This is a genomic window from Cohnella sp. (assembly GCF_041641335.1).
In the GTDB taxonomy this organism is placed as follows: Bacteria; Bacillota; Bacilli; order Paenibacillales; family Paenibacillaceae; genus Cohnella.
The window spans coordinates 33,651-59,233 of the sequence record NZ_JBEPYQ010000030.1; the positions used below are offsets into that span (position 1 = coordinate 33,651).

A 25,583-nucleotide genomic window follows, 5' to 3' on the forward strand; every position below is an offset into this window, starting at 1 on the left:
CGCGTCCACGGCGCCGCCAAGGCACTTTCTTGGCCTTCGGCCCGCGTCCACGGCGCCGCCAAGGCACTTTCTTGGCCTTCGGCCCGCGTCCACGGCGCCGCCAAGGCACTTTCTTGGCCTTCGGCCCGCGTCCACGGCGCCGCCAAGGCACTTTCTTGGCCTTCGGCCCCCGCGGCCTTGTCGTCCTGAATCGCGATTGCCCCTACGGGACAGCCCTTCGCATAAATTCTCACGCCAACCTTACCGCCACTCCACGACCTCCGAAAGCTCGCGTCTCGTCTTGTCGCGGGGCTCGCGGACGCGGTAGCCGAAGGCGACCATGCAGGCAAGGTTGAAGCGGAACCCGTCGTCGATCCCTTCTTCCCGTAAAATGCGGGCGATCGGCTCGCGTTCGAAGCCTTCGATCGGGCAGGAGTCGATGCCGACGAGAGCGGCCGCCGTCATCATGTTGCCGAGCGCGATATAGGTTTGCTTGCCGGCCCAATCGTCGATAGCGCCTTCGCGTCCCAGCAGGGCGAAGTCGGACTCTAGGAACTTGCGGTAGACGCGCTGCTTGTTCGCCGCCGCTTCCGGAGGCAGCTTCTGGACATCCGTCATAATCGATCGAACGTAGTCTGAATCGTCAAGCATCTCCCCGGCGTTCCGAGCGAAAATCAGCACGAAGTGGCTGGCCGTCGGCAGCGTCTTCTGAGCGCCCCAAGTATGCGCCCGCAGCTTCTCGCGATGTTCGGGATTTTGCAGCACGACGAACTTCCAAGGCTCGAAGCCGTAGGAGCTGGGAGACAGCCGAGCCGTCTCGAGTAGGAAGGCGAAGTCATCCTCGGGGATCTGGCGCGCCGGATCGAACTCCTTGCAGGCATGGCGGAACCGGTACGCTTCCAATACGGTTTCTTTATCGACAAACATTTGAAGATTCCTCCTTTACGGATATTATTGTATAACTAAAGGTGAAGGATGTGGAGTACGCACATTTATGTGGTATAGTATCCATTTTTATACCTGGAGGCGGAGAAATGAAGCGGCAAGAGGGTGGGGCATTGGACGGATGCGGCAAATCGGAGAAGTTCTTTTGCGACGTGGAGGCGACTTTGTCGGTGATCGGGGGCAAGTGGAAGGGCATCATTTTGTACCATCTTCTGGAGGGGAAGAAACGCTTCAATCAGTTTCGCAAGCTGATGCCGGGCGTTACCCAGCGCATGCTGACGCTTCAGCTCCGTGAGCTGGAGAACGACGGTGTCGTATCGCGTAAAGTCTATACGGAGGTGCCGCCCAAGGTGGAATATTCGCTGACGGAATTCGGACGGACGCTCGAGCCGATCATCATGAGCATGAAAGATTGGGGAGCGGAATATTCCAAAAGGCTGCGAAATGGACTATAATAAAACCTACAAGTAAATCCGATTGCTGTGAGATGAAGAGAACAGCTGCCAGGCAGGTGCGAACTCCCCGAGTCCGTGTCCGATTCGGCAGCTTTTTTTGCATTTTTCGGCGGTAAAGCCGGGGAGGGGTGAGAGGCAGATGGGCTTATTGAAGAAGCATTCGGTCATTCCGGCCGTTCGCAATATGAAGGAATTCGAGCAAGCGCTTGCTTCGCCGCAGGAAGTCATCTTTTTGCTGGAGGGAGAGCTGATCCACCTCCAAGGCATCGTCTCGAGCGCCAAGCAGGCGGGGAAGAAGATGTTCCTCCATCTCGACATGGTGAAGGGGATCAAGGACGACGAAGCTTCGATTCATTTTCTGTCCAAGGCGATCAAGATCGACGGCGTCATCAGCACCCGGACCTCGAGTCTCATCCATGCGAAGAAATACGGGCTGATGGCGATCCAGCGCGGCTTCCTGATCGATTCCCACTCGGTTAAGACGATTATCAATTCGGCGGCGCACGTCAATCCGGATTACATCGAAATTCTGCCGAGCTACTCTCACCCGAAGATCGGGATCATTCAGCGCGAGACCGGCATCGATATTATTCTTGGCGGATTTATCGACGGGCCCGAGGATCTGCCGCCGCTGTTCGGAGCCGGGGCGATCGCGGTGTCGACAAGCCATGCGAGCATGTGGAAATAAGTCCGGTTAACCGGGTATTGGGAGGAATATAGCGTTGGAAAAGTACATTCTGTCATTGGATCAAGGCACGACCAGCTCGCGGGCGATTCTGTTCGATCATGAGGGACGGATCGTGCGCGTGGCTCAGCAGGAGTTCAAGCAATATTTTCCGAAGCCGGGCTGGGTGGAGCATAACGCGAACGAAATCTGGGGCTCCGTCCTCGCGGTCACCGCGACGGTGCTGTCGGAATCGGACGTCAAGCCCGAGCAGATTGCCGGCATCGGCATTACGAATCAGCGCGAGACGGCGGTCGTGTGGGACAAGGAGACCGGAGTTCCGATCTACAACGCGATCGTCTGGCAGTCGCGGCAGACGGCCGACATTTGCGAAGAGCTGAAGGAAGCGGGCTTGAGCGAGACGTTCAGAAATAAGACGGGCCTGCTGATCGACGCGTATTTCTCGGGGACGAAGGTTAAGTGGATTCTCGATCATGTGGAGGGAGCCCGCGAGAAAGCCGAGCAGGGCAAGCTGCTGTTCGGAACGATCGATACGTGGCTGGTCTGGCGCTTGTCCGGACGGCGCGTACACGTGACCGATTATTCGAACGCGTCCCGCACGCTGATGTACAACATTCACGAGCTGCGCTGGGACCCGGAGCTGCTGAAAATTTTGACGGTGCCCCAGTCGATGCTGCCCGAGGTGAAGCCTTCGTCCGAGGTGTACGGGCTGACGGATACGCATCATTTCTTCGGGTGCGAGGTTCCGATCGCGGGCATCGCGGGAGACCAGCAAGCGGCACTGTTCGGTCAGGCATGTTACGAGAAAGGAATGGCCAAAAACACGTACGGAACCGGCTGCTTCATGCTGATGAACACGGGCGACAAGGCGGTCGCGTCCGATCACGGGCTGCTGACCACGATCGCTTGGGGAATCGGCGGCAAGGTGACTTACGCGCTGGAGGGCAGCATTTTCGTCGCCGGTTCGGCCATTCAGTGGCTGCGCGACGGTCTGCGCATGTTCGCCGACGCCAAGGACAGCGAGCGCTACGCGGCCAGAGTCGAATCGACGGAAGGAGTCTACGTCGTGCCGGCCTTCGTCGGGCTCGGGACGCCGTACTGGGACAGCGATGTTCGAGGCGCCGTGTTCGGGCTGACGCGGGGCACGACAAAGGAGCATTTTATCCGGGCGACGCTGGAATCGCTCGCGTATCAGACCAAGGACGTGCTGGCGGCGATGGAGGCGGATTCGGGGATCAATCTGAAAACGCTGCGCGTAGACGGAGGCGCGGTGAAAAACGACTTCCTGATGCAGTTCCAGAGCGACGTGCTGGGAGCGGCGGTAGAGCGTCCGGTCGTGGGCGAGACGACGGCGCTCGGGGCGGCCTACTTGGCGGGGTTGGCGGTCGGTTTCTGGGAAAGCACGGACGAGATCGCGCGGCAATGGAGCGTCGACCGATCGTTCGAGCCCGAGATGGACGCCGAAGAGTCGGCGCGCCGGTACGCAGGCTGGGGCAAAGCGGTGAAAGCGGCAATGGTTTTCAAATGATCGCCGGCGTGGTAAAGTAGAGATAAGTAAATACATCGGGTCAGAGATGAGGAGAGACCGCTTCACGTTATGCGTAATTGAGCATAATGTGTTTGCGGTCTCTTTTTCTATACCTGGCGAAAAGAGGGATACGTCATGAAGGAACGCGCATTCGCAGGACACGGCCGCACATCGGTCTTCGTGAGGATGCAGAAGGAAGAGTACGACTTGCTGGTGATCGGGGGAGGCATTACGGGAGCGGGAATCGCGCTGGACGCGGCCAGCCGCGGCTTGCGCACGGCGGTTGTCGAGATGCAGGATTTCGCGGCGGGCACGTCCAGCCGATCGACGAAGCTCGTGCACGGCGGGCTGCGCTATTTGAAGCAGTTCGAGGTGAAGATGGTCGCGGAGGTCGGCAAGGAGCGGGCCATCGTGTACGAGAACGGGCCGCACGTGACGACTCCGGAATGGATGCTGCTGCCGATCTACAAAGGCGGCACGTTCGGTTCGTTTTCCACGTCGATCGGGCTTCGGGTATACGATTATTTGGCAGGGGTCAAGCGAAGCGAACGGCGGAAAATGCTGAAAGCGGGAGCGACGCTGCAGAAGGAGCCGCTGTTGAAAAAGAACGGGCTGCTCGGAGGCGGATACTACGTGGAGTATCGGACGGACGACGCCCGGCTGACGATCGAGGTCATGAAGCGCGCGGTGGAGTTCGGGGCGACGGCCTTGAATTACGCGAAGGTGGAGAAGCTCGTCTATGATGGAAACGGACGAGTATGCGGGGCAAGCGTGACGGATCTGCTCACGGGGGAGACCGGCGAGGTGCGAGCCAAGGCGGTCGTGAACGCGACGGGGCCGTGGGTCGACACGCTGCGGGAGATGGATCGCTCCAACCACGGCAAGAAGCTGCGGCTGTCCAAGGGCATTCATTTGGTCATCGATCAAAGTCGCTTTCCTCTTCGGCAAGCCGTATACTTCGATACCGACGACAAGCGGATGGTATTCGCCATCCCCCGCGACGGCAAGACGTACGTCGGCACGACGGATACGTTTTACGACGGGGACAAGGCGAATCCGACGATGACGGAGGCGGACCGCAAGTACGTCCTCGACGCGATCAACTTTATGTTCCCGGAGACGCGCCTTACGGAGAAGGACGTCGAGTCGAGCTGGGCGGGCATTCGGCCTCTGATCTATGAGGAAGGGAAAAATCCGTCGGAAATTTCCCGCAAGGATGAAATTTGGGAATCCGCATCCGGCTTGATCACGATTGCCGGAGGCAAGCTGACCGGTTACCGCAAGATGGCCGAGGATACGGTCGACTTGGTCGCTCGCAGGCTGCAGGGGCGCGTGCAGGCGGGAGCTTGCCGAACGAAGGGAATGGCGATCTCCGGGGGCGAAGTGGGCGGCTCTGCCAAGCTGGAAGCTTACGCTTCGCGGGTTGCAGTCGAAGGAAAGGCGGCGGGCCTGTCCGCCGAGGCGAGCCTACGGATCGCGCGCTTCTACGGCTCCAACGCGGAGCGGGTGTACCGCTATGGCGATGCCGCGGAAGCGGAAAGGCTCGGTTTGCCTTTGGATCTCTACATGCGGGTGAAGTATGCCGTAGAGGAGGAGATGGCCGCCAAGCCGGTCGACTTCTTCATTCGCCGCACGGGAGCTCTGTTCTTCGACATCGAGACGGTGCGGCGCTACAAAGCCGGCGTCATCGCGTTGATGCAGGAGCTGCTCGGCTGGAGCGACGAATCGGCTGCGCGCTATGCGGCGGAGCTGGACGACGCGGTTCGGGACGCTGTCGTTCCTCAGGATTTGCAGGGGGTAGGGGCGCGGTAAAATTAGGCAGGCCAGAACGGTGGCGGATTTTCAGCGATCATTCTGGCCTGTTTCTTCATTGCAATGAGGACAAATTTGAAAAGTGTTATTCAATCCATGTTGATTGTCGCATAGTGAACTTTCCAATAATCGTTTTGCCATCTACATCATATAGCGGAATTGTACGATCTCCTTTTTGCAGTTTCTGTTGTGCGAGTGCCTCTTCTGGATTCTTTTATTCTCAAATGTTGCTATTTTTTTTCTGGAAAGAAAGAAGGGACTGCCTATTTCTTCATCTTTTCAGTGCATAGTGGATATACTTTGGATAGTCGGACGGAGAGGGATGTGGTAATATTGACTCAAGAGAGCAAGAAAGGCGGGGTGTACATGGCGACTACAACGATTGGAAAATGGGGAAACAGCATGGGGGTCCGCATTCCTCAGGAGATCCTGGAGCACGCTAATCTGGCGCTGGGTTCCAAAGTGGAAGTTCACCTAGTCCCCGAGCAAGGCATTCTATTAAAATCGGCCGAGAAGAATAAGCGTAAATCTAACCGGGAACTGCGCAAGCTGTATCTGACAAGACGTGGAAAAAACACGCCGCAAATGTCCCAAGGCGAACTGATTGACGATTCCGTAGGGGATGAGTTTTGAGAAATGGCGATTATAGGGGACGTAGAACGAGGCAGTATTGTATGGTGCCAGCTTCACCCCACAAAAGGACATGAGCAAAACGGCTACCGTGCCTCAATCGTAATATCGGACGGATTCATTGATCCTTCATTGAACAAATTGGCGCTCACCGTTCCGGTCACGACGCAAGCGATGGGGCATAGCTTTGAAATCTCTGTCCCTCCGGGTATCAGAACGCCCAATTCGATATTACTGCCTCCGAACCTCCGCTTTCTGGAGCTGGAAGGCGTAGTTCTGATTAACAATATAAGATCGATTGATCTGGACGCAAGAAATGCGGTTGTCATCGGCAGGGTCGATCCGTACTCCGTTTTTTTCGAAGAGATTATCGATAATGTTATGGGAATCGTCGCTTACCCTGAAGATGACGAGGAGTCCGAAAATTAAACTATCCCTGCACCGACCCGAAAAAAAGATGCATGTCTTCCCAGACCCCGAAGTGGCAGAGGAAGATACATGCATCTTTTATCGTTACACTCGTATAGCCGCAACCCCCAGAACGTCCTCCCGGAACTGTTCGGCGATCCGTTCCAGAGCCGCTGAGTCCGCCGCTTCGGCATACAGGAGCTCCAGCCGATCCTGCAGGGCGCGGGCTTCCGCCAGCAGTCCGATCGAGCGCTTCATGTTGGCGGAGTATTGCTGCTTGATCGGAGCGAGCTCTTCGGCATAGGTTTCGTCCGTTCCCGGAGCGATGCAGCGTTCGTACATGTCGACGATCTCGTCGGAAGGCCGGTCGGGAAAATATTCGTGCGGAGCGGTGCTGTCGAAGATCGCGAAGCCGATCTCCCGCACGACGACCATATCGAGACTGTTCGGGTCGAAGCCGCAATGGTAGACCTCGGCGTCGAAGCCCCGTTCGGCGGCCGCGGCCGCCAGCTTCTTCAGCATCGTCGACTTGCCCGAGCCGGGGCGCCCTTTCAGCAAATACCGCTTCAGCCCGTCCGTCAGGCCGGGTACGAAGTCGACCGCCCCTTGCGGAGTCGCCGCGCCCAGGAAGCGGTGAACTTCCCGAGCCGTCCCTTCCTGCTTCCGGTCTCCGAACAGACGAGAGATCGATTCGACGGTCAACTCGTCTGCCGCCTGGAAATCCATATTCCCGATATAGATTTTCTCCCAATCGTCATGAACGCGAAGCGCCTCGGCGAATCCGGCATAAGCTTCCTCGTACTTGCCCGATATGTCGCGTCCCAAGCTTGCAGTTTCGGCGGTCCGAGATTTGAGAGCCGACTTATCGCACGCTTCTGATAAATCGACTTCCAGTATCGTCGCTCCCTCCACCTCCGGTACGAAGGCGTTGGGGGTCGTGCCGTCGATAATCCCGAGCTTCAGCCCGGGAACGATCAGTCCGTCAAGCGCATCCGGATCGGAGGCGCAGGAGATGCGCCACGCTTCATGTCCGGCCTCTGCAAGTCTGTCGCCGATCGAGCGAAGGCCGCAGGCTTTCCCCAATCCGGCGCCTCCCCGCAGCACGTAAAGCCGCTCCAATCCTTGCAATGAGGAATGAAGCAGGCTCGTGTAGCCCTTCGCCGTGTTGCCGCCCGCATAAAAGTCGTAAACGTTGCCGCTCATCTTCGTCACACCTTCCTAGGCTGATGTCATGGCCTAATCTTATCGTATTTCGTCCGCGACGAATTGGTGAGGCTGAAAGAGAGGACTCTGGCGAAGTCGAGCTTCCGTTCGCAAAAGAAGGATAGACCGGACGACGCGGCGAAAAGGAAGCAGTAAGGAAATCGAGTCCATTACAACGGAAGTGAAGCGGATGATCATCTGGATTAACGGCGCCTTCGGCGCGGGCAAGACGCAGACCGCCTATGAGCTGCACAGAAGATTGCCGGATTCCTTCGTCTATGATCCGGAGAATGCCGGTTACTTTATTCGCAAGAACGTTCCCAAGCGGATCGCACTGGGCGATTTTCAAGACTATCCGATGTGGCGGGACACGAACTACGCCATGCTTAAGCATCTGGACAGCGAATACGACAGCGTCGTGATCGCGCCGATGACTCTCGTCCATCCGGGATACTTCGACGAGATCGTCGGACGGTTGAGGGAGGACGGGGTGCCGGTGCGCCATTTCGCGCTGTGCGCGGGGAAGGAAACGCTGCTGAAGCGGCTGAGGGGCCGGGGAGAGGGAAGCGAATCGTGGGCTGCCGCGCAGATCGACCGGTGCGTGGCGGCGCTCTCCGACGAGAAGTTCGCCTATCATCTCGACACCGAGGGGCATTCGGTCGCGGACAACGCGGAGCGAATCGCCGAGCTGGCGGGACTGGCGCTGCAGCCGGACGAACGAAGTCGCATGCGCAAGGCGTACGACCGCATCCGGACGCAAATTCGGCATATCCGCTTCTGACTCAGGGATCGCCGAACCCGCCTATTCGCGTCGCAAAACATGAAGCCCGATCGGGTTTCATGTTTTTTTTCAATCGGCATGCCGATTATTAAAGGATTTTGAAGCATCATGTTGAAAATTGACATAACGGTTAATTATTCTTCCTATGCAAAGAAGGCAGGGAGCATCATGGTTCAGGAGTACCGGATCGGCGTCATCGCGCCGTATCTGGACGGCGAATATTACGGCAGGCTGCTGCCTTACATTCATGAGGCCGTCCGGGAGAGGTGTTCCCGTCTTTTCGCGGTGCAGGTAGCGGACGACTATTTGGGCATCGATTCGTTGGAGGAACCGATCGCCGCAGGGCTTATCGACGCCTGGATCGCCATCCTGCCCTCCGCGAGCGAGACGGTTCTCGAAACTTTGGAAAATAGCGGCAAGCCTTTCGTCTGCATCGGCTTTCCTTCGCCCGTTCCTTCAGGCCACTCCGTGCTGGTCGAAAATCGATCGGGCATGAAAGCGGCAGTGAGGCACCTGATCGATCATGGACATACGCGAATCGCGTTTATCGGCAATCGGGCGCAGTACGATCTGTACGAGCGTTACCAAGGGTATCTGGAGGCGCTGGCCGAGCGGGGGCTTCCGCTCGACGAACGGCTCGTCGTCGACACCGAAGACAACCTCATGACCGCCGGAGAGAAAGCGATGCTGGAGCTGCTGGACCGGGGCGCCGAGTTTACGGCGGTTGCCGCGGGCACGGACTTCAACGCGCTCGGCGCCATCGATTGCCTGCAGATGCGCGGATTCGGAGTTCCGCAAGACTGCGCGGTGACGGGGTTCGACGATATCTATCAGGCGGCGGTCAACTACCCGTCGGTTACCACCGTTCGCCAGCCACTTGAAAGGATGGCCGGAGAAGCGGTGAGAATCGCCGTCGAGCTGCTGGAAGGGCGTTCGCAATCGGAAGAGGTTACGTTCGTGCCGGCTGAGCTGGTCGTCCGATCTTCCTGCTCCTGTTCGGAGAGGTCGCAGTTCCGGACGGCGGACGAATTCGACCGCTACTTGATCAGCCTGTCGCAGCTGCGCCGTTCGTTCCATACGATCACGAACAACAATTACCGGATGACAAGAGGGCTCATCAACGCGACGCGGGACGAGAGAGTCGACTTCTCCAAGCTGTTCTGGAATCTAGCGCATTGGGGCTGCCTGGCTCTAAGGGAGACGGACGAGAGCGGCAACCGGCGCCTGGTCGTGCGTCAGACGTTCAGCAAAAGGGGCGACCCGGTGCCTCCCGACGGCTCGGCGTATTCGTTCGAGCATTTTCCTCCGCTTGAGACGCTGCCTCCGGGAACGCTGCCCGGAGGAGGGGACGTCGTCGTGCTTCACCCGGTCAAGTCGGAGATGAAAAACTGGGGCTACATCGCGCTGGCCGGACCGCTGGACCCGAACTCCAATTTCATCGCGAACGATCTGTTCCGGCATAGCTTCACGATTCTGGCCGTCGCGTTGGAACGGGAGCTGCTGTTCAACCGCGTCCGCTCGATCGCGGAGAAGCTGGAGATCGTCTCGAACGTCACGAACGACGGAATCTGGGACTGGGATCTGAGCACGGGCAAGATCGATTGGAACATCCGCGCGCACAAAATATTAAGCCCGTCCGCCGCCAAGCTGACGAGCGACCCCCGCTCCTTCTTGAGGCTGCTGCATCCGGAGGACCGCCGGGCGATGTGGCGGGCGCTCGAACGCGTCCGTTCCAAGGCCGACCGGCAGCCGATCCAGATCGAGCTGCGAATCGGCGGAATGGCGGAAGGCGATCGGCAGATCTGGGTGCATCTCGCGGGCGATCTCGTTCGCGGAGCATCGGGCCGCGGAGACCGCGTCATCGGTTCGATTACCGATATTACCGAGAAGAAGTTCAACGAAGCGAAGATCACGCAGCTGGCTTACTGGGATTCCTTGACCGGGCTGCCTAACCGCATGCGGTTCAAGGAGCTGCTCCAGGAGGCGATGGAGGAGCGGGAGAAGGACGGCAAGAAGCTGGCCGTCATGATGATCGATCTCGACCGGTTCAAGATCGTCAACGATACGCTCGGCCATCAGACGGGCGATCTGCTGCTCCAGCTGGCTTCCGCCAAGCTGCAGGAATGCGTCGGGCCTCATGGGATCGTCGCGCGGTTCGCCGGCGACGAATTCATCGCGCTGCTGTCCAGGATCGAAGGGGCCGAGGAGATCAACCGTATCGCCGACCGGATGCTGCTGATGCTGACCAAGCCATTCGTGCTGGAAGCGCAGGAGTTTTATTTGTCCGCGAGCCTCGGGGCGTGCATGTATCCTTGCGACGCGCAGGATGTCGACTCGCTCCTCCGGTTCTCCGATCTGGCGATGTACTATTCGAAGGAAAACGGCGGTAACCGGCTCAAGATCTATACGCCGGCATTAAGCTCGGAAAGAGTTGAGAGGTTCAATATGGAAACGGGTCTCAGATACGCGTTGGAACGGGGAGAGCTGGCGCTGAATTTTCAACCGCAAGTGTCTCTCGCGTCGGGCAAAGTGTACGGAGCGGAGACGCTCATCCGCTGGAGCTCGTCCGACGGAAAAACGATACAGCCGGGAGAGTTCATTCCGCTGGCGGAGGAGACGGGGCTGATCATTCCGATCGGCCAGTGGGTGCTGGAGCAAGCCTGCCGAGCGTGCAAAAGCTGGATTCACGCCGGCATGCCTTCGCTCGTCATCTCCGTCAACATCTCGGCTCTCCAGTTCCAGCAGGAGGATTTTCCGGACATCGTCCGCAAGGTGCTGAAGGACACGGGCATCCAGCCGTATAATCTGTGCCTGGAGATTACCGAGCATACGGCCGTCCAGAATATGGAGCACAGCATCCGAGTGCTGGGTCAGCTGGTGGAGATCGGGGTCAAAATCGCGATCGACGACTTCGGCATGGGCCAGTCGTCCCTCTACTGGCTGAAGAAGCTGCCTCTGCACATCGTCAAAATCGATCCGTCGTTCATCCGCAATCTGACGAAGGATTCGGACGACGCCGCCATCGCCAAAGCGATCATCGAAATGTCGCACGGGCTCGGACTGTCCGTTACGGCGGAGGGCGTCGAGACGGAGGATCAGCTCAAGCGGCTCCAGCAGCTCCAGTGCGACCGCATTCAGGGCTTCTTCACCGGCCGCCCGATGACGTCCGATCAGTTCATTGCGTATTTCCTCGAAATTTCCAACTGGTAAGCCCGCGAGTCCCTCCAATCGTGGATTTGAAGCACCTCGGAGCCGCAATCGAATAGGATGTCCAAGTAAGCTATTCGATGGAGAAGGGGAGGAGGTCGGGAGATGATCATCGTGGGAGCCGTTATCGCGGGCGCACTGCTGGCGGTTTTGGGCTGGAAGGGTTACCGGTATTACTGGCGGTCTTGGGGGGCGGGCTCTCCGCATGCCTACGTTTACCGGGACGAGGAGCCTCCGGGCGATTACCACATCGTAAGGAAAATCAAAACTCCGACCCAAAGGATCGCCCTGGTCGATCATGAAGGCGAGACTTGGGTTTACAGTAACGGGGAAGTCATGTTCTGCACGACGGAAGACGAGAATGAATACGCGGAAACGCTGGTGCATGTGCCCATGAGCGCGGCGAAAAGCCGGCGCAGCGTGCTGATCATCGGCGGAGGCGGAGGCGTCACGACACGCGAAGCGCTGAAATACGAGGAAGTGGAGTCGATCACGACCGTAGACATCGACGAGGCCGTGTTCGAATTCGGCAAGCGGCTGGAGGGACTGGTGCGGTTTAACAGAGGGGCGCTTCTGGATCCGCGGGTAGAGACGGTCGTTGCCGATGGAAGAGAGTACTTGGAGAACAACGATCGGGCATGGGACGTCATCCTGGTCGACGTTCCCGAGCCGACCGACCGTTGTCCGACGTTGTCCCGGTTGTTCAGCGTCGAGTTTTACCGGCTTCTGCGAGACAGATTGACTCCGGGTGGAGCGGTCGGCATCGCTTGTTCGGCTTCATCCTGGATGCCCGAGTATTTCGGGAGCATTCAAGCGACGATGAGAAGCGCCGGCTTCGTAGCGACTCCGTTCCATCTGGACTATATCGTCGACTCAGGCGAAGACTGGGGATTTTGCCTGGGAACACTGGGGCCGATCGACCCGGATGGGCTGAAGGTGGGGGTGCCGGTCGACTATTTGAATCCGAAGCGGCTTCGCGACGTGCTGCATATGCCTTATTATTTCTCCGATCTCGACGGCGGGATCCAGACGGACGCCAACGAGACGCTGCTAGAAATCGTCCGAAAGGCCAGAGAGGAAGAATAAAGGAGAAAAGGGAAGAGAAGTCTAGTCGACTTCTCTTCTTCTCTGCGCGAGCAAGCCGTCGGATGTCGGGTTCGAGCCGCGTTCGAACCGCTTCATATAGCGGCGCACGTATTCTCCGTACCGGCAATCAGAGCCGGAACGAAGCCATTCGTCCACGTAATGGACGCCTTTCGGAACGGGATCGAGCCACAGGCAGGCCAAGGCTGCGTAGACGCCGCAAGCGACTTGGAAATAGGTGGCGTTCGTTCCGTAGACCGGGTAGATATCCTTGCTGCTCATCGCGTTATAGAGGTACCGTTCCTCGTCCTCGTAGACCAGCAGCACTCCGACCAGATCTTCCCCGTCGACGTCCCCTTTGGAGGGGGAGACGACTTCCTCATCCCAGTCCCACAGCACGTCGACGTTGTCCAAATGGGCGCGGATCTGACTGGTCGTGTGTTCGCTCACGCGGTAGAGGAAGCCCGTCTCCCAGTCGCGGAGCCGTCCCAACGTCAGCACCTCCTCGTGGGGCATGAGGCAACCGTAGAACTGTTCGTTTCCCAGCCGAACCAGATACTCCGCCGAATAGACTTCTTCCCGGAAGTAATGCGGGATTCCGTCTCTCACGAACATCGGGTAGCTGAGAATGGCTTCGTCCAGGAAGCATTCCACCGACCAGGAAGCGTATACGGTGTCGGGCTTGATCCGCGAAGCGTCGGTATAGAAGGAGGTGTCTCTCTCGACGATGTAGCAGGCACGGGGGACGCGGCCGGGGTTCTCGTCCATCAGTTCCAGCGCCATCCACTGGACGATGCCCGGGTTCATGCCCGAGAAGACGATGGCCGTGACTTGATCGAATTCGTCCCGGCGGTCCTCGAACCGCTCGAAGCGCTCGGTCAGGGGGAAGCCGTACAGCGTCGGGTCCTCGTCCACTTCCGTGTTTTCGAGCGCCGTGTTGACGTATCGGATACCGAGCTCGTTGCAGCATTCGAGCATCTGCAGCGTATCGGCCCACGAGAGATCGATCACCAGAGTCGTGCGGGTGGCGGAGAGGTGCTGCCGGAAATCTTCCAGATTTCTTAAATCAAGCGAGCGAACTTCCAAGCGATCCGCTAGATTCGGGTACTTCGCGGCATGGGCGAAGGAGGACGGATCGCCGCGAACGTCGATCAGATAAAGACGGCTGTTCCGGAGCTTTCTATACAGCGGATCGTCGGGATCCGCGATCGCGCGGTTCAGCAGGGCGAGCACGGCCTGGGCAAGTCCTCCCTCGCTGCCGAGCAAGGTGACGTTTTGCGGGGGAATTGTCATCAGGGCATCCATCTCCTTGTTCATCGTGTCGGTTACCTCATTGTATTCACCGATGGACAAGTTGACTGGATAGAACGACTGATGGGATCGACCAATTCCGGAGAGGCGGAAAAGGGAAGCGGCTAGGCTTGATTGTAGAGAGCGGCGGCTGCCAAGCATTCCTCCCGCACGGCGGCGCGAAGCTCGTCCGGAGCCAGCGCTTCCGCGTCGCGGCCGTATTTCATCACCATGTCGCGCGCGGACTCCAGCGTGTTGAACTCGACGAACGCCTCCATCTTCTCTTCCCCTCGTATTTCCTCGCAGGAGACCGTCTTCACGTATCTTTCGCCCGCGAACGCTTCCCATCTTGCCGAAGCCACGCGAACCCGAGCGGGATAGCGGGGCAGATTGGATTTGAATCGTTCCATCGACTGCTCCCAGTAGGCGGCCAGATCGAAGCCCTCCGGCCGGACGAAGGTTTCGTCCAGCATCGCGGCGCCGTGCAGGCGGGACAGCCGGAAAGTGCGGAGAGAATCCTCTTCCGCAGCCTCCTCCATGGCGACCGCGTACCAGACGCTCGTCTTGGCGACCAAGCCCAGAGGCAATACGGTTCGCTCCGTTATCTCGTCCGCATCCCGTCCGCGATAACGGATGCGAAGCTTGCGTTGCTCCCAGACCGCCTCCTGGACGGTCTGCAGATGCGCGGAGCGCGCGGGAGCGGAGTGCCAGCCCGCGCCGTCGATATGAATGCGTTCCCGCACGTATTCCGCGTCCCGTCGCGCCGGTTCGGGCAGGGCGGACAGCAGCTTGCGCAGCGCGGTCCCCGACGGTTCGTTCAGCCCCAGATCGGCAACGACGCTGGAGGAATGGAGCAGCAGCAAGGAGCGGATCTCGTCTACCGTCATGGCCGTAATCCGGTTGCGGTAGCCTTCGGACAGCCTCCAACCTCCCGCCGCTCCCCTCTCCGCGTAGACGGGAATGCCGGCCGCCGCCAATGCCTCCATGTCGCGATGGACGGTCCGTTCGGAAACTTCAAGCTCGCCAGCGAGCTCCTTGGACGTCATTTGCCCTCGTGCTTGCATAAGGGAAAGCAGGGTCAGCAGTCGATCGGCTCTCATGCGTCGTACCTCCGTTCGTTTCGGTTATGCTCAGTATATCCGATTTATATGACAGCAGGTGTCATATATCAAGACTAATCTGAGGATGCGGGATAAAATCAAAGAGCTGGTCAAGAGGGGAGAAGGGCTGATCGTGGAGGTGACGGACGGATACGATTACCGCTATCGGGGCAACTTGCCTCCTTACAGCCTGGCCAAAGTGTCGGTCATTCATCTCGCGGAGGCGCAAGCGGCGGAGCTGCGTCCGCATGGTGTGGCGGCAGTAGCCGTCACGCCTGGATTTCTGCGGTCCGAAGAGATGCTCGATTATTTCGGCGTCTCCGAAGCGAATTGGCGCGACGGAGCGACGAAGGAGCCGCACTTCCTCCAATCGGAGACGCCGTTCTTCCTTGCGAGAGGACTAGCCGCGCTCGCCGCCGAACCGGATCTGCTGAGCAAGTCGGGCAAGGCGTATACTTCCTGGGGATTGTCGGACGACTACGGAATCGAAGACGTCGACGGGAGGCGTCCTCATTGGGGCAACTATGCCGCGGAGCAAGGGTTGTGACGAATGCGCAGGTCACTCCGGATGGTTGCCGGTGTCGCTCCCGATCCGATAGGGCGTCGTGATGCCTTCATACATGAGATGCATCGACATGCCTACCGAAGCGTGAACCAGGTTGTGGCAATGGTCCATCCATAATCCGGGGTTGTCGGCGACGAAGGCGACCTCGTAGATTTCGCCCGGCTGGACGTCCAGCGTGTCGGAATACCAGGGACTGCCGGTGGACGGCTCGCCGTTGCGGGAGAGGACGAGCATATGGTGGCCGTGCAGGTGCATCGGATGATCGACGGCGCCGCGGTTGCTGATCGTCGTCTTGACGAGATCGCCTTCCTGCACCATGAACATGGGCGTGTTCGGGAACACTTCGCCGTTAGTCGTATACAAGGAGCCGAATTCCCCGTTGTAGAAAGCCAGCTTGTTGTCGAGAATCATCTCGAATTCGCGGTCGAAGTCGCTGTCGGCCTGTACGGCGGTAGCGGCGGGCGTGCCGTAATCGATCGGATTAAACGCGGTCGTCTCCGGCAGATCCGGAACGCTGCCCGTGCCGTCCCGGCTCAGAAGCACGCCCAGCTTGCCGGAACGGCCGACGCTCAGGAAGACGGGCGCGTCGGGCATCAGGAACGTCAAATCCATGCGGCCGCCCGTCGTTAGCTCGATCCGAACGTTCTCCAGCTCCTGCGGACCGTTCAGATCTGCGCCGTCTATGGCGGCGACGCGGAACGGCGTCCCCGTCAAGGTGTAATCCTGCCGGACCCAATCCTGGGTGTTGATCAGACGAAGGCGCACCGGCGTTCCCGGAACGACCTTCTTGCGCTGGATGCCGCTGCGATCGCCGATCGCCATTCCGACGCCTTTCCAGACGTGGGTCATAATGGTCAGGTCTTCTTCTTCCGCTGCGATTCCTTCGGTGGCCTCAGGCTCGACGACCAGGCTGCCGAACAGCCCCTTCTTCACCGCCTCCTGGGAATGCTGGTGAGAATGATACCAGAACGTGCCCGTCTGCTCGGCGACGAACCGGTAGACGTGACGTTCGCCCGGCATGACGGCTTCCTGCGTCGCTCCGGCTACTCCGTCTTCCGCGTTCGGAACGTCGAGTCCATGCCAATGGATCGTCGCCCCTTCCTCAATGTCGCGGTTGATCAGCGTAACCTCCACGAGCTCTCCCAGCTTCATACGAAGCTCGGGGCCGGGAACTTGGCCGTTGAAGGTCCAGGCATCGAACGGCTCTCCCGGACTCAGCTCGATCGTCTTCTTCTCCGCCGTCAACGTGATCTTCCGGTCCGGCTCCCGGTCCCTTGGACCGGTCAGCATAGCCAGCGACAGATCGGTGCGGGGATCGTGGACGAGCGCCGTTCCTCCTCCGAAGTCCATCGGACCGTCAGCCATGCTCATTGCGGCCGGCAGCCGGCTGCTCCGGCTGCCGACGATGAAGATCAAGGCGGCGACGCCGATCACGACGCAGGAGATGCCGGCGGCGCGCAGCCATCTTCCGCGCGGCAGCGTCGGAGCGGGAGCGTTCGGATCGCCGACTCTGCCGTACTTTCGTTCCTGAGCGTATCCCAGCGCAGCGACGGCTGCCGCGGCCAGCAAGATCGGAACGAGCACGGGGCCAAGCCGGAAAGGCACGGGAGTCACCAGCAAGAAATAGAAGATGGTCGCGGCGCCGATCGTCGACATCCGGTAAGGCAGAATGACCATCGGCTGTGCGGCCTGCTTGCGGATTTCCACGGGCAGCGGAGCCGCGGATACGTTGCGCGTCGCTTTCCAGAGCTTCGTCAGGCGCGGTACGGCAAGCACCCATACGGACAGCAAGGGAACGAGCGTAAGGGGGAGATGAAGCAGCACCCTGTCTTCCCAGAAGACGGGGGCCATCGTCGCGGCCATCGCCAGGGTAGCGGCGACGAGTCCGATCGCGGGCAGCGTCAGGTAGACGGCCCAGACGATTTGCTTGCGGGTTTTGCGGTGCAGTCTTTCGGTCGATCCGCCGTAGAGCAGCTTGGAAGCTTTGCTGCCGGCGATCCAGGATAGAATAAGCAAGAAGAACACGCAGGCGTATATGATGCCGGTAAGAATAGTAAACAAGAGATGAGCCTCCTCGTCAGTCGGTTCCGTACGGGATCGGTTACTGATTCTATCCTACCTTCCCCGAGCTTCCCGGGTAACCGTCCGGGGTTTGGAATGCGTCCCCGACTTAAGTTGGAGCGGGTTCTCCGTCTTGCAACGGGTTACAAGGCTTCCGCAAAGCGAATAAAGGCGCAACGCTTCACCCGAAGGGGATGCGGTGCGCCTGTTGGCGATCAGCCGGCAGATCGGAGATCGGTTACCGAGGAGCTTCCTCGATCGTAATGTTTCCGCTGTCGGTTCTGACTTTGATGGTATCGTTCGTCTGGCGTCTGGATTCGGGGGCGCGTACTCTGCCGGAGTCGGCCTTCAGGTCGTACACGCCGGCGAAGTCCGCCGGGACGCGAACGTACGCATTGCCGGAATCGACGGAAATGCTCGTATCGGAGCTGTCCAGCTTATACAGCTTAACGTTGCCGGAATCGGCCGAGAGCTTGGCCTTGCCGGTCATGTTCTCGATCGTAATGTTGCCGGAATCGATGGAAGCGGTCAAGTCCGCGGTAACTCGCTCCGCCTTGACGTTGCCGGAGTCGACGTCGATCTCGAGCATATCGCTGGCGAATTCTCCAAGGGACATATTGCCGGAATCGGAATCCAGCACCGCGCTCGAGATTCGCAAGAGCGAGGCGTTCTTTAATTCCAGGTTGCCGGAGTTGAGCTTGAGCTTCAACTTGTCGAGAAGCGCATCGTCCGTCACCGAGACGACGAATTGTTCCGTAGGGCGGTCGAAGTTAAATCCGAATAAGTTCATGTATCTGCGGGGCAAGCGGATAAGCTCCAGATCCAGCTTGCTGCCGGAAATTTCCGCTGTCTGGATTTTCTCGATCATTTGTTCCGTTCCGCGACCCTTCAGATGGATGGAGTTGGTGCCGTCGGAGCTTTTGACGAACGTCATGCTGACGTTGTATTCGCTCTTGATGCTCAGATTGCGAAGCTCTGCCGCCGAGAAGGTCCACTTTTTCTCGAAATCCCGCATGTCCTTGTCGACCGTATTCCAGTTATGGTTCAGCGCGCCCGCGATCCCGATCACGATCAGACAGAACGCCGTAAAGTACCAAAATTTTCTCATCGCTGATTTCTTCCTTTCAACGTCTTGTAATTCCATCCCGCGTAGGCTTTCGTCGCGCGGAACAGCCCCTTGCCGAACAGGAGGGCCAGGTCGGCCAGAATCATTCCGATGCCCGTCATCCCCAGCGACATCATCAGTTTGGCGTTCGTGAATTCCCCGTACAGCGACGTCTCGACAGCCAGTGCCAGCGGAGCCAGCAGAGTGATGAGCGCGGCGATGCAGACGGAGACGAACGCGGAAAATAATGCGGCGAATACCGGGATCGCAAGAGTCAGATTAAGAAAGAGCAGCAGAATCCCCACCCCGATGAAACGCGGAACGTCCCGATTCGGTTCGTGCGGACGTTTCGGCGCGGGAGCGGTCCAAGCCTGAGGCGGAGGAGGAACCCGGTCGGAAAATGAGGCGTCGCCGTACGGGGCGTTGCCGTAAGGAGAGCCGGCGTAAGATGGCTCGAATCGGGGTTCGGCGGGCTGCGCGGGATAGCCCAGCTCCGCGACGATTTCCTCTTCCGTCTTCCCTTGCTCCAGGCCGATTCTGAAACATTCCTCGCAGCGGACGAGCAGTTCGTTTCTCTCGTGCTCCGGCAATGGCGCAAGGTCCGCGCTCATTTTATCCATAAACTCCATTTTATTCATGGCAAAGACTTCCTTTCAATGAACTGTTCCCATCATAGCTTATCGTTCGCCCGGCTGTCATCAGACGCGAGGTGGCGATCGACCTCGACCTAAGTTGGGGAAGCGGAATGCCGGGGAAGAACATCCATGGGTCCATACTCCCATTTCACCCATAATCCGCCATTCCCTTGCATGGTGTATGGTACAATATGTAAAGCAGAAACGGGAGGGGGCCAGTCCGGGCAAGTTCCGACATCTAATTCGGATATACCATTCATAGAAGGAAGTGTGGAAATGCAATACGGGAAAAAGATGACGGCGGCGCTGTGCGGTGCGCTGGTCGCGGGAATCGCGGCAGGATGCAGCGGGGGCGCCGAGACGACGAACAACGAGAAAACGGCAATCAAGGTGATGCACTATGACGAACGCGGATTCTACCAGCAATATGGAATGCTGTTTACCGCGCTGTATCCCGACATCGAAGTTCAGGTCGTCGCGACTTCGAGCGTGCAGTACGAAGAGGGCAAGGACATGCAGAAAGCGATGGAGGAATTTATTGCCGAGCAGAAGCCGGACGTGCTGATGCTCGGAGCAAGCGAGTATTCGCGCATGGCCGGGGAAGGCAAGCTGTACAACCTGGACACGTTTATCCAAAAGGATAAATTCAATCTCGAAGGCATCGCGCCAGGGATTCTGGAATATATCAAGCAGCAGAGCGACGGCATTCTGTACGGGCTCGCTCCGGAATTTTACAGTCAAGCTCTTTTCTATAACAAGGATTTATTCGCCAAGCACGGGATTACGCCTCCTACAGATCGTATGAACTGGGAGGAGGTGCTTCAGCTCGCGGCCAGGTTCCCGACGGACGGCAACGGGGACGATCGCATCTACGGCTTGAAGGCGGGCTATCAGGCGGATATTTACCAATTCGGTATGATGATCGGCTCGTCGCTGGGGCTGAACTATATCAACCCGACGACCATGCAGCTTTCGATCAATTCGGATTCTTGGAAAAAAGCTTTCGAGACGGCGGATAAGGCGCTTAAGTCCGGCTCCTTGTACGCGGAAGACCGAAACGGCGGCTTCTCCGGCTCGTACGAGGACTATTTGCTGCAGGAACCGTTTATCGGGGAAAAGGTTGCCATGTCGATCGAAGGCAGCTATATGATGGAGCAGATCAAGGAAGCGCAGACGAGATTGAAGGACAAAGGCGTGAAGAACTGGGATATCGTGACAGTGCCGATCAACCCGCAAAATCCGAACGAAAGCACGGCAATGTCGATCGGCCAGATTTTCGCAATTGACGCGAATACGGCGAATGCGGATGCCGCGTGGAAATTCGTAAGCTATATCAACGGCGAAGATTTCGCGCGCGTAACCTCCAAGCTCCGCAACGGCGGCTTCTCGGCCCGCACGAAATACATCGAAGACGAAGAAGGGCGCAATATGGCCGCGTTCTATAGCTTGATGCCGAACAGTAACGACATGTATAAGGATTTCGACAAGCTGCCGCGCGAGTTCTATATGAAGTTCGACGGCTTGACGCAGCAGGAATTCCAGGGTGTGAAGGACGGCAGCGTCACGATCGCGGAAGCGTTGGACAATCTTCAGGCCAAAGGCCAGAAGCTGCTGACCGAGGAGAGCGAGAAGGCCGCGACGGCCGAGCCGAGTCCGGCCGGGGCTTCCGCTTCGGGCGAGTCGATCACGATCATCACCGAGGGAGCGGTGTCGGAGGCTCCGGCGGAATAAGCTTCGCCGCCGCCCGTTTTTGTCCAACTTGTGAATTCTGCCTTTAATTCGTCACATCTTTGTGATAGAATATTCACATATAGCGCTTTCACAAGGAGGTTGGACCCTCATGAAGAATAGAGAGATGTCCCGTATGTTGAAATGGGTGGCAATGGTCGTTATCGCGGTGGGCATCGTCTGCTGCGCGCTGAATATCGCGCAGTTTAACGATCAGAACCTCGGCCTGATGATCGGCCTCGGATTCTTGATCGGCGGCGCGCAGATTATGCTGTTCGGCGTAATCGCCCCGCTGATGCAGAAGAATCAGGAAGCGCCGGCATCTTCGGCTCCCGCGACGGAAGAGCCTGTCTGAGATAATCGACGCAGCGAAGCCTGGATGGAACTCATCGTTCCGTCCGGGCTTTTTTTCTTTGGAGGGGAGACGGAGGAGACTGCAACCGGTTTGCTCCCTCCGCCCCTCGCCAACTGCATAACGAGCATAATCGCAACCGCGGGAATCCGCGGTTATTTGGCGATCTTCAATCTTGTCGCGTCTCGGCCGCGCCAGAAGAACGGGATGTTTAAATTCAACTCGCGCGCCGATCGTTCTATGATGGGCTTACCTTACCAGAAAGGAGAACCCGAATGAAAGCCGTTTATTACACGCAAGCGGAGCGATTTTCGGTTCGGGAGATCGACCTGCCCGAGATCAAGGAGCATCAGATTTTGCTGAAAGTGAAGGCCTGCGGCGTATGCCGCACGGACGTCCATCTGCATCACGGCGAGTTTATGGCCAAATATCCGCTTATTCCGGGGCACGAATTCGTCGGGGAAGTGGCGGCGGTCGGCAAAGGGGTGACGGAGTTCGCCGTCGGAGACCGGGTGTGCGCGGACAATACGGAGCTGTGCGGCTACTGCTATTACTGCAGGCGCAACCAGCCGCTCTATTGCGAAAACTTCTATTCCCTCGGCGTGAACGGGCCGGGAGGCTTCGCCGAATACGTCGCCGTGAATCGCGACAAAGTATTTCCGCTGAACGAGCTCAGCTACGACCAAGGAGTGATGGTCGAGCCGACGGCTTGCGCCGTTCATGGACTGGACGTAATCGGCGTCCGTCCCGGAGACGAAGTGCTCATGTTCGGTACCGGACCGACCGGGCTGATATTGGCCCAACTGCTCAAGCATGCCGGCGCGGCGAAGCTGGTCGTGGCCGCGTCGGACGAGCGCAAGCTGGAGGTCGCGAGGGAGCTCGGGGCGGACGAGGCCGTCAAGCTGGACCGCCAAGATTATTCCGTTCACGAGCGCGAGCTGCGGGAGCGGTTTACCCGCGGGTTCGATATCGTCATCGACGCTACGGGCGCCAAGGAGGTCATTGGGCATATGACCAAGTTCGCCAAAAAGGGGGCCAAGATCGTCATCTACGGAGTGGCGTCCCATGACGACGAAGTCTCGTTCAGCCCTTACGAGGTATTCCAGAAGGAGCTGAAGATCATCGGCTCGTTCGCGCAAACCCACTGCTTCGACAGGGCGATCGCCTATATTCGCGGGGGCGTCGTCCGGACGGAGCCGCTGGTGACGCATCGTTTTCCTCTGGAGGAATTCGGCAAGGCGATGGAGCAGGTCGAATCCGGCAGGGGGCACATTAAAGTCGTCGTCGACGTCCGGTAATCCATCCGGGAAAGCGCCTTCAATTTTGTCGCGCGGACGGGGCGTCAGAATCGGCGGATGTTTGCATAGAACATCGGGGAAACGCTGATCTATAATGGGGACAGAAAGTTACCGGCCGGTATCCTTCTGTCCAACCAGTCAGCCCTGAATAACGAAAACAGGTTAGGGGGATTCATTTGAAAAGGTCATTCGCCAGTCTCTTGGCCCTTCTGCTTCTGATTACGGCCGTATTGAGCGCCTGCTCGTCGTCGAAAAACGAGAGCGGCGGCTCCGCAAGTCCCAGCGCTTCTTCGCAGCAGCCTTCTGAAAGCGCCGTCAATTCCGCCTCTCCGGAGGGCTCCGATCCGTTCGGCGGCTGGGTCGAAGGCCTGCCGAAGATCGAAGCGCCGGCAGGCTTCAATTGGAGGCAGTTCGAAGGCACGACGCTGAACGTCATTACCGAGAATACGCCGCCTTCCTCCGGACTCGCGGCGAATATCGAAGCCTTCGAGAAAGCGACCGGAATCAAAGTCAACATCGAGCAGAGCAACCTGGACGTCGTCATCGAGAAGACGGGCCTCGACTTCAACGCCCGCAACGACAATTACCATATCATCTATGCGGACCCTTATCAGATTCTTTCCAAGCAATCCCGCCACTTCGTGGATTTGAATACGCTTAACGACGATCCGTCCTTGCCGGGCGTTCCGGGCGGCCTGGAGGACTTCATTCCGGCGCAGCTGACGGCGAACGGGTATATGGGAGATACCGAGCATCTCTATACGCTGCCTTACGACAACCCGACGATGATTCTCGCTTATCGCAAGGACGTGTTCGAGAAGTACAAGGACTCGTTCATGCAGGACAAAGGCTATGACTGGACGCCGGGGCCCGACCTGACGTGGGATCAATATTACGAGATTGCCGCCTGGATCAACCAGAAGGTGAAGGAAGGCGTCATCACGGAGGTCAAGTACGGAACGGGGCACCAGGCGAAGCAGCACGACTCGCTGATGAACGACTTCAGCAACGTGCTCGTCTCCTTCGGCGGAGAGTATTTCCAGGCGGAGAACATCGGCAGCATCGGCACGACAACGCCGGGCAAATCGCTGCTCACGTCTCCCGAGGCGATCCAAGCGGCCGAATTCTATAACAAGCTGCTCGCCGAAGCTGCGCCGGGAAGCAAATCCTGGGATTGGTCGGGACTCGCGGAAGCGTTCGCGGCGGGAGAAATCGCGCTTGCTCCGGAATGGCACGAGTTCTCGGCAACCTTCGAGGACCCGAATTCCTCCAAGGTCGTAGGCAAGGTGGGTTGGACCATTCTGCCGAAAGGACCGAAGGGCCGTGGAAATATGTACGGCGGAACGGGAGTCGGCATCAATAAGTACATTTCCGAGAACGACCAGAAAGCCGCATGGCTGTTCCTCGTATGGGCGACAGCGCCGCAGACCCAGTATCAGATTCTGGACGCCGGGTTCACGCCTACCCGCTATTCGGTATACAACCTGCCGGATATTCAGAAGGCGATCACGGATCTCGAATCGGAAGAAGCGAAAAAGCTGCCGCTGTCGTCCTCGCTGAACGCGGTGCAGGAGGCCTGGAAGGAAGGCAACGTCTATATGCGGCCGAAAATCCCGATGTGGCCGCAGGTCGACACGATCGTCTACACGGAGCTGTCTAAAATGCTGGCCGGACGCCAATCGCCGGCCGATACGATGAAGGAAATCGCCAAGCAAAGCGACAAGCTGACCGGAAACTAACCGGCAGCGATTCAAGCGGGTTGCCGCATCGACGGCCAACCCGCTTGATCCTCCTTGAACGAGGGCATAGGAAAGGACAGGAAAGGAAAGGAGACCACCATGCTGCAGGCAACAGGGAAACGAATCGGCAAGGCGAAAAAACGCAACCGAACCGAGTTTTGGATGCTGCTTCCTTCGATGATCGTGCTGGCCGCAATCAGCCTTTTTCCGTTTTTCTTCATGATCTACGCCAGCTTTATGGACTATACTTTGGACATGGATAAGCCCCGGTTCGCCGGATTCGATAATTGGGTTCGCATCTTTACGACGCCGACGTTCTGGGAGTCCTGGGGGAGAACCGCGGTCTACGCGGGAGGCGGCCTCGTCGCCCAACTGACGCTGGGCGTCGCGATGGCGCTGCTGCTCTATCATATTCCAAGGGCCAGAAATCTGCTGGCGACGCTGTGGATGCTGCCTTTGTTCGTAGCGCCGATCGTGGCGGGACTGCTGTGGAGGTTCCTGCTGGACCCGACGTACGGACTGTACAATTGGCTGCTGCAATTGATCGGCGTCGACATCCAGATCCTCGGGGAGGCGGCGTACGCGATGCCTGCCGTCATTCTGATGGACGTCTGGGAATGGACGCCGCTGATCACGATTATCGTGCTTGCCGGGCTGCAGACCGTCCCCCAGGAGCCGCTCGAGGCGGCGGAGGTCGACGGGGCGGGCGGCTGGCAGAAGATCCGCTATATTTTACTGCCGATGGTCAGGCGCATGATCGTCGTGGCGCTGCTCATCCGCTCCATGGACGTCCTCCGCTACGTAGATACGATTACGATCGCGACGGAAGGCGGACCGGCGGACTCCACGAAAATTATCGGGTATTATTTGATGCAGGTAGCATTCCGGTTCCAGGATATCGGCACGGCGGCCGCGCTGGGGCTTACGATGCTGTTCGTCACGATCCTGCTCGGCAAGTTTTTCCTGAGAGTCATGAAAAGCGAGGAGGCATAAG

General features: G+C 58.4%; 23 protein-coding genes. 15 read left to right on the forward strand and 8 right to left on the reverse strand.

The annotated features are described in order from the left end of the window. Together ACESLM_RS12045 and ACESLM_RS12050 are read right to left on the reverse strand one after the other, a co-directional pair. Window positions 1–233 (reverse strand): hypothetical protein (locus ACESLM_RS12045; RefSeq protein WP_372631820.1); only part of this gene is annotated, 233 nt, incomplete at its 3' end. Window positions 234–240: 7 nt separating this feature from the next. Next, window positions 241–906, reverse strand: coding sequence for an NAD(P)H-dependent oxidoreductase (locus tag ACESLM_RS12050; protein WP_372631821.1), 666 nt, complete (start codon window positions 904–906; stop codon window positions 241–243). Between the two features lie 107 nt (window positions 907–1,013). Here ACESLM_RS12050 and ACESLM_RS12055 point away from each other — a divergent pair, with 107 nt between their 5' ends. The 6 genes from ACESLM_RS12055 to ACESLM_RS12080 all read left to right on the forward strand — a co-directional run bounded on the left by ACESLM_RS12055 (window position 1,014) and on the right by ACESLM_RS12080 (window position 6,463). After that, on the forward strand, window positions 1,014–1,379 hold the full coding sequence (locus ACESLM_RS12055) for a winged helix-turn-helix transcriptional regulator (RefSeq protein ID WP_372631822.1): 366 nt from the start codon (window positions 1,014–1,016) through the stop codon (window positions 1,377–1,379). Between the two features lie 139 nt (window positions 1,380–1,518). After that, window positions 1,519–2,067: a glycerol-3-phosphate responsive antiterminator gene (locus ACESLM_RS12060; protein ID WP_372631823.1), complete on the forward strand. Its 549-nt coding sequence runs from the start codon at window positions 1,519–1,521 to the stop codon at window positions 2,065–2,067. Between the two features lie 34 nt (window positions 2,068–2,101). After that, window positions 2,102–3,592: a glycerol kinase GlpK gene (glpK, locus tag ACESLM_RS12065; RefSeq protein ID WP_372631824.1), complete on the forward strand. Its 1,491-nt coding sequence runs from the start codon at window positions 2,102–2,104 to the stop codon at window positions 3,590–3,592. 135 nt (window positions 3,593–3,727) lie between these two features. Beyond that, window positions 3,728–5,404 (forward strand): glycerol-3-phosphate dehydrogenase/oxidase, encoded by a 1,677-nt coding sequence (locus ACESLM_RS12070; protein WP_372631825.1) that lies wholly within the window; start codon window positions 3,728–3,730, stop codon window positions 5,402–5,404. Window positions 5,405–5,770: 366 nt separating this feature from the next. Next, window positions 5,771–6,037: an AbrB/MazE/SpoVT family DNA-binding domain-containing protein gene (locus ACESLM_RS12075; RefSeq protein WP_372631826.1), complete on the forward strand. Its 267-nt coding sequence runs from the start codon at window positions 5,771–5,773 to the stop codon at window positions 6,035–6,037. Between the two features lie 3 nt (window positions 6,038–6,040). After that, entirely contained in the window at window positions 6,041–6,463 is a 423-nt protein-coding gene (locus ACESLM_RS12080; RefSeq protein WP_372631827.1) for a type II toxin-antitoxin system PemK/MazF family toxin, read from the forward strand. An 84-nt stretch (window positions 6,464–6,547) separates the two neighbouring features. Here ACESLM_RS12080 and ACESLM_RS12085 read toward each other — a convergent pair whose 3' ends face one another. Then, the gene (locus ACESLM_RS12085) at window positions 6,548–7,645 is read right to left on the reverse strand and encodes a PRK06851 family protein (protein WP_372631828.1); all 1,098 of its coding nucleotides are present in this window, start codon (window positions 7,643–7,645) and stop codon (window positions 6,548–6,550) included. A 190-nt stretch (window positions 7,646–7,835) separates the two neighbouring features. Between ACESLM_RS12085 and ACESLM_RS12090 the strand changes: the two genes are divergently transcribed. From ACESLM_RS12090 to ACESLM_RS12100, 3 genes are all read left to right on the forward strand, one after another. After that, complete coding sequence (locus ACESLM_RS12090; RefSeq protein ID WP_372631829.1) at window positions 7,836–8,426, forward strand: AAA family ATPase; 591 nt, start codon at window positions 7,836–7,838, stop codon at window positions 8,424–8,426. Window positions 8,427–8,534: 108 nt separating this feature from the next. Then, the gene (locus ACESLM_RS12095; RefSeq protein ID WP_372631830.1) at window positions 8,535–11,636 is read left to right on the forward strand and encodes an EAL domain-containing protein; all 3,102 of its coding nucleotides are present in this window, start codon (window positions 8,535–8,537) and stop codon (window positions 11,634–11,636) included. Window positions 11,637–11,738: 102 nt separating this feature from the next. Then, window positions 11,739–12,719: a spermidine synthase gene (locus ACESLM_RS12100; protein ID WP_372631831.1), complete on the forward strand. Its 981-nt coding sequence runs from the start codon at window positions 11,739–11,741 to the stop codon at window positions 12,717–12,719. 21 nt (window positions 12,720–12,740) lie between these two features. Here the strand turns inward: ACESLM_RS12100 and ACESLM_RS12105 are convergent, their stop codons facing one another. Next, window positions 12,741–14,033: a Rossmann-fold NAD(P)-binding domain-containing protein gene (locus ACESLM_RS12105; protein WP_372631832.1), complete on the reverse strand. Its 1,293-nt coding sequence runs from the start codon at window positions 14,031–14,033 to the stop codon at window positions 12,741–12,743. A gap of 98 nt (window positions 14,034–14,131) precedes the next feature. Beyond that, window positions 14,132–15,106, reverse strand: coding sequence for a helix-turn-helix transcriptional regulator (locus ACESLM_RS12110; RefSeq protein ID WP_372631833.1), 975 nt, complete (start codon window positions 15,104–15,106; stop codon window positions 14,132–14,134). A gap of 85 nt (window positions 15,107–15,191) precedes the next feature. Between ACESLM_RS12110 and ACESLM_RS12115 the strand changes: the two genes are divergently transcribed. Beyond that, complete coding sequence (locus ACESLM_RS12115; protein ID WP_372631834.1) at window positions 15,192–15,653, forward strand: SDR family NAD(P)-dependent oxidoreductase; 462 nt, start codon at window positions 15,192–15,194, stop codon at window positions 15,651–15,653. A 12-nt stretch (window positions 15,654–15,665) separates the two neighbouring features. Here ACESLM_RS12115 and ACESLM_RS12120 read toward each other — a convergent pair whose 3' ends face one another. The 3 genes from ACESLM_RS12120 to ACESLM_RS12130 all read right to left on the reverse strand — a co-directional run bounded on the left by ACESLM_RS12120 (window position 15,666) and on the right by ACESLM_RS12130 (window position 19,475). Continuing rightward, entirely contained in the window at window positions 15,666–17,732 is a 2,067-nt protein-coding gene (locus ACESLM_RS12120) for a multicopper oxidase family protein (RefSeq protein ID WP_372631835.1), read from the reverse strand. 238 nt (window positions 17,733–17,970) lie between these two features. Then, window positions 17,971–18,840, reverse strand: coding sequence for a DUF4097 family beta strand repeat-containing protein (locus ACESLM_RS12125; protein WP_372631836.1), 870 nt, complete (start codon window positions 18,838–18,840; stop codon window positions 17,971–17,973). Beyond that, a complete protein-coding gene (locus tag ACESLM_RS12130) occupies window positions 18,837–19,475 on the reverse strand; it encodes a DUF1700 domain-containing protein (protein WP_372631837.1) in 639 nt (212 codons plus the stop codon). The genes ACESLM_RS12125 and ACESLM_RS12130 overlap by 4 nt, the downstream gene beginning before the upstream one ends. A 273-nt stretch (window positions 19,476–19,748) precedes the next feature. On the opposite strand from ACESLM_RS12130, the gene ACESLM_RS12135 reads away from it, so the two are divergent. The 5 genes from ACESLM_RS12135 to ACESLM_RS12155 all read left to right on the forward strand — a co-directional run bounded on the left by ACESLM_RS12135 (window position 19,749) and on the right by ACESLM_RS12155 (window position 25,582). Next, window positions 19,749–21,203, forward strand: coding sequence for an ABC transporter substrate-binding protein (locus ACESLM_RS12135; protein WP_372631838.1), 1,455 nt, complete (start codon window positions 19,749–19,751; stop codon window positions 21,201–21,203). 109 nt (window positions 21,204–21,312) lie between these two features. Then, on the forward strand, window positions 21,313–21,555 hold the full coding sequence (locus ACESLM_RS12140) for a hypothetical protein (RefSeq protein WP_372631839.1): 243 nt from the start codon (window positions 21,313–21,315) through the stop codon (window positions 21,553–21,555). 272 nt (window positions 21,556–21,827) lie between these two features. Further along, entirely contained in the window at window positions 21,828–22,850 is a 1,023-nt protein-coding gene (locus ACESLM_RS12145; RefSeq protein WP_372631840.1) for a zinc-dependent alcohol dehydrogenase family protein, read from the forward strand. Between the two features lie 176 nt (window positions 22,851–23,026). Then, window positions 23,027–24,589, forward strand: a complete 1,563-nt coding sequence (locus tag ACESLM_RS12150; RefSeq protein ID WP_372631841.1) for an extracellular solute-binding protein — start codon at window positions 23,027–23,029, stop codon at window positions 24,587–24,589. Window positions 24,590–24,688: 99 nt separating this feature from the next. Further along, window positions 24,689–25,582 (forward strand): carbohydrate ABC transporter permease, encoded by an 894-nt coding sequence (locus ACESLM_RS12155; RefSeq protein WP_372631842.1) that lies wholly within the window; start codon window positions 24,689–24,691, stop codon window positions 25,580–25,582. Window position 25,583: the final 1 nt, after the last annotated feature.

Coding starts and splice junctions, on each gene's coding strand:
- ACESLM_RS12085 (WP_372631828.1), bottom strand. CDS start 7,645: ATGAGCGGCAACGTTTACGACTTTTATGCGGGCGGCAACACGGCGAAG.
- ACESLM_RS12070 (WP_372631825.1), top strand. CDS start 3,728: ATGAAGGAACGCGCATTCGCAGGACACGGCCGCACATCGGTCTTCGTG.
- ACESLM_RS12090 (WP_372631829.1), top strand. CDS start 7,836: ATGATCATCTGGATTAACGGCGCCTTCGGCGCGGGCAAGACGCAGACC.
- ACESLM_RS12080 (WP_372631827.1), top strand. CDS start 6,041: ATGGCGATTATAGGGGACGTAGAACGAGGCAGTATTGTATGGTGCCAG.
- ACESLM_RS12100 (WP_372631831.1), top strand. CDS start 11,739: ATGATCATCGTGGGAGCCGTTATCGCGGGCGCACTGCTGGCGGTTTTG.
- ACESLM_RS12105 (WP_372631832.1), bottom strand. CDS start 14,033: ATGAACAAGGAGATGGATGCCCTGATGACAATTCCCCCGCAAAACGTC.
- ACESLM_RS12055 (WP_372631822.1), top strand. CDS start 1,014: ATGAAGCGGCAAGAGGGTGGGGCATTGGACGGATGCGGCAAATCGGAG.
- ACESLM_RS12060 (WP_372631823.1), top strand. CDS start 1,519: ATGGGCTTATTGAAGAAGCATTCGGTCATTCCGGCCGTTCGCAATATG.
- ACESLM_RS12155 (WP_372631842.1), top strand. CDS start 24,689: ATGCTGCAGGCAACAGGGAAACGAATCGGCAAGGCGAAAAAACGCAAC.
- ACESLM_RS12140 (WP_372631839.1), top strand. CDS start 21,313: ATGAAGAATAGAGAGATGTCCCGTATGTTGAAATGGGTGGCAATGGTC.
- ACESLM_RS12095 (WP_372631830.1), top strand. CDS start 8,535: ATGTTGAAAATTGACATAACGGTTAATTATTCTTCCTATGCAAAGAAG.
- ACESLM_RS12110 (WP_372631833.1), bottom strand. CDS start 15,106: ATGAGAGCCGATCGACTGCTGACCCTGCTTTCCCTTATGCAAGCACGA.
- ACESLM_RS12130 (WP_372631837.1), bottom strand. CDS start 19,475: ATGAATAAAATGGAGTTTATGGATAAAATGAGCGCGGACCTTGCGCCA.
- ACESLM_RS12125 (WP_372631836.1), bottom strand. CDS start 18,840: ATGAGAAAATTTTGGTACTTTACGGCGTTCTGTCTGATCGTGATCGGG.
- ACESLM_RS12075 (WP_372631826.1), top strand. CDS start 5,771: ATGGCGACTACAACGATTGGAAAATGGGGAAACAGCATGGGGGTCCGC.
- ACESLM_RS12050 (WP_372631821.1), bottom strand. CDS start 906: ATGTTTGTCGATAAAGAAACCGTATTGGAAGCGTACCGGTTCCGCCAT.
- ACESLM_RS12115 (WP_372631834.1), top strand. CDS start 15,192: ATGCGGGATAAAATCAAAGAGCTGGTCAAGAGGGGAGAAGGGCTGATC.
- ACESLM_RS12135 (WP_372631838.1), top strand. CDS start 19,749: ATGCAATACGGGAAAAAGATGACGGCGGCGCTGTGCGGTGCGCTGGTC.
- ACESLM_RS12145 (WP_372631840.1), top strand. CDS start 21,828: ATGAAAGCCGTTTATTACACGCAAGCGGAGCGATTTTCGGTTCGGGAG.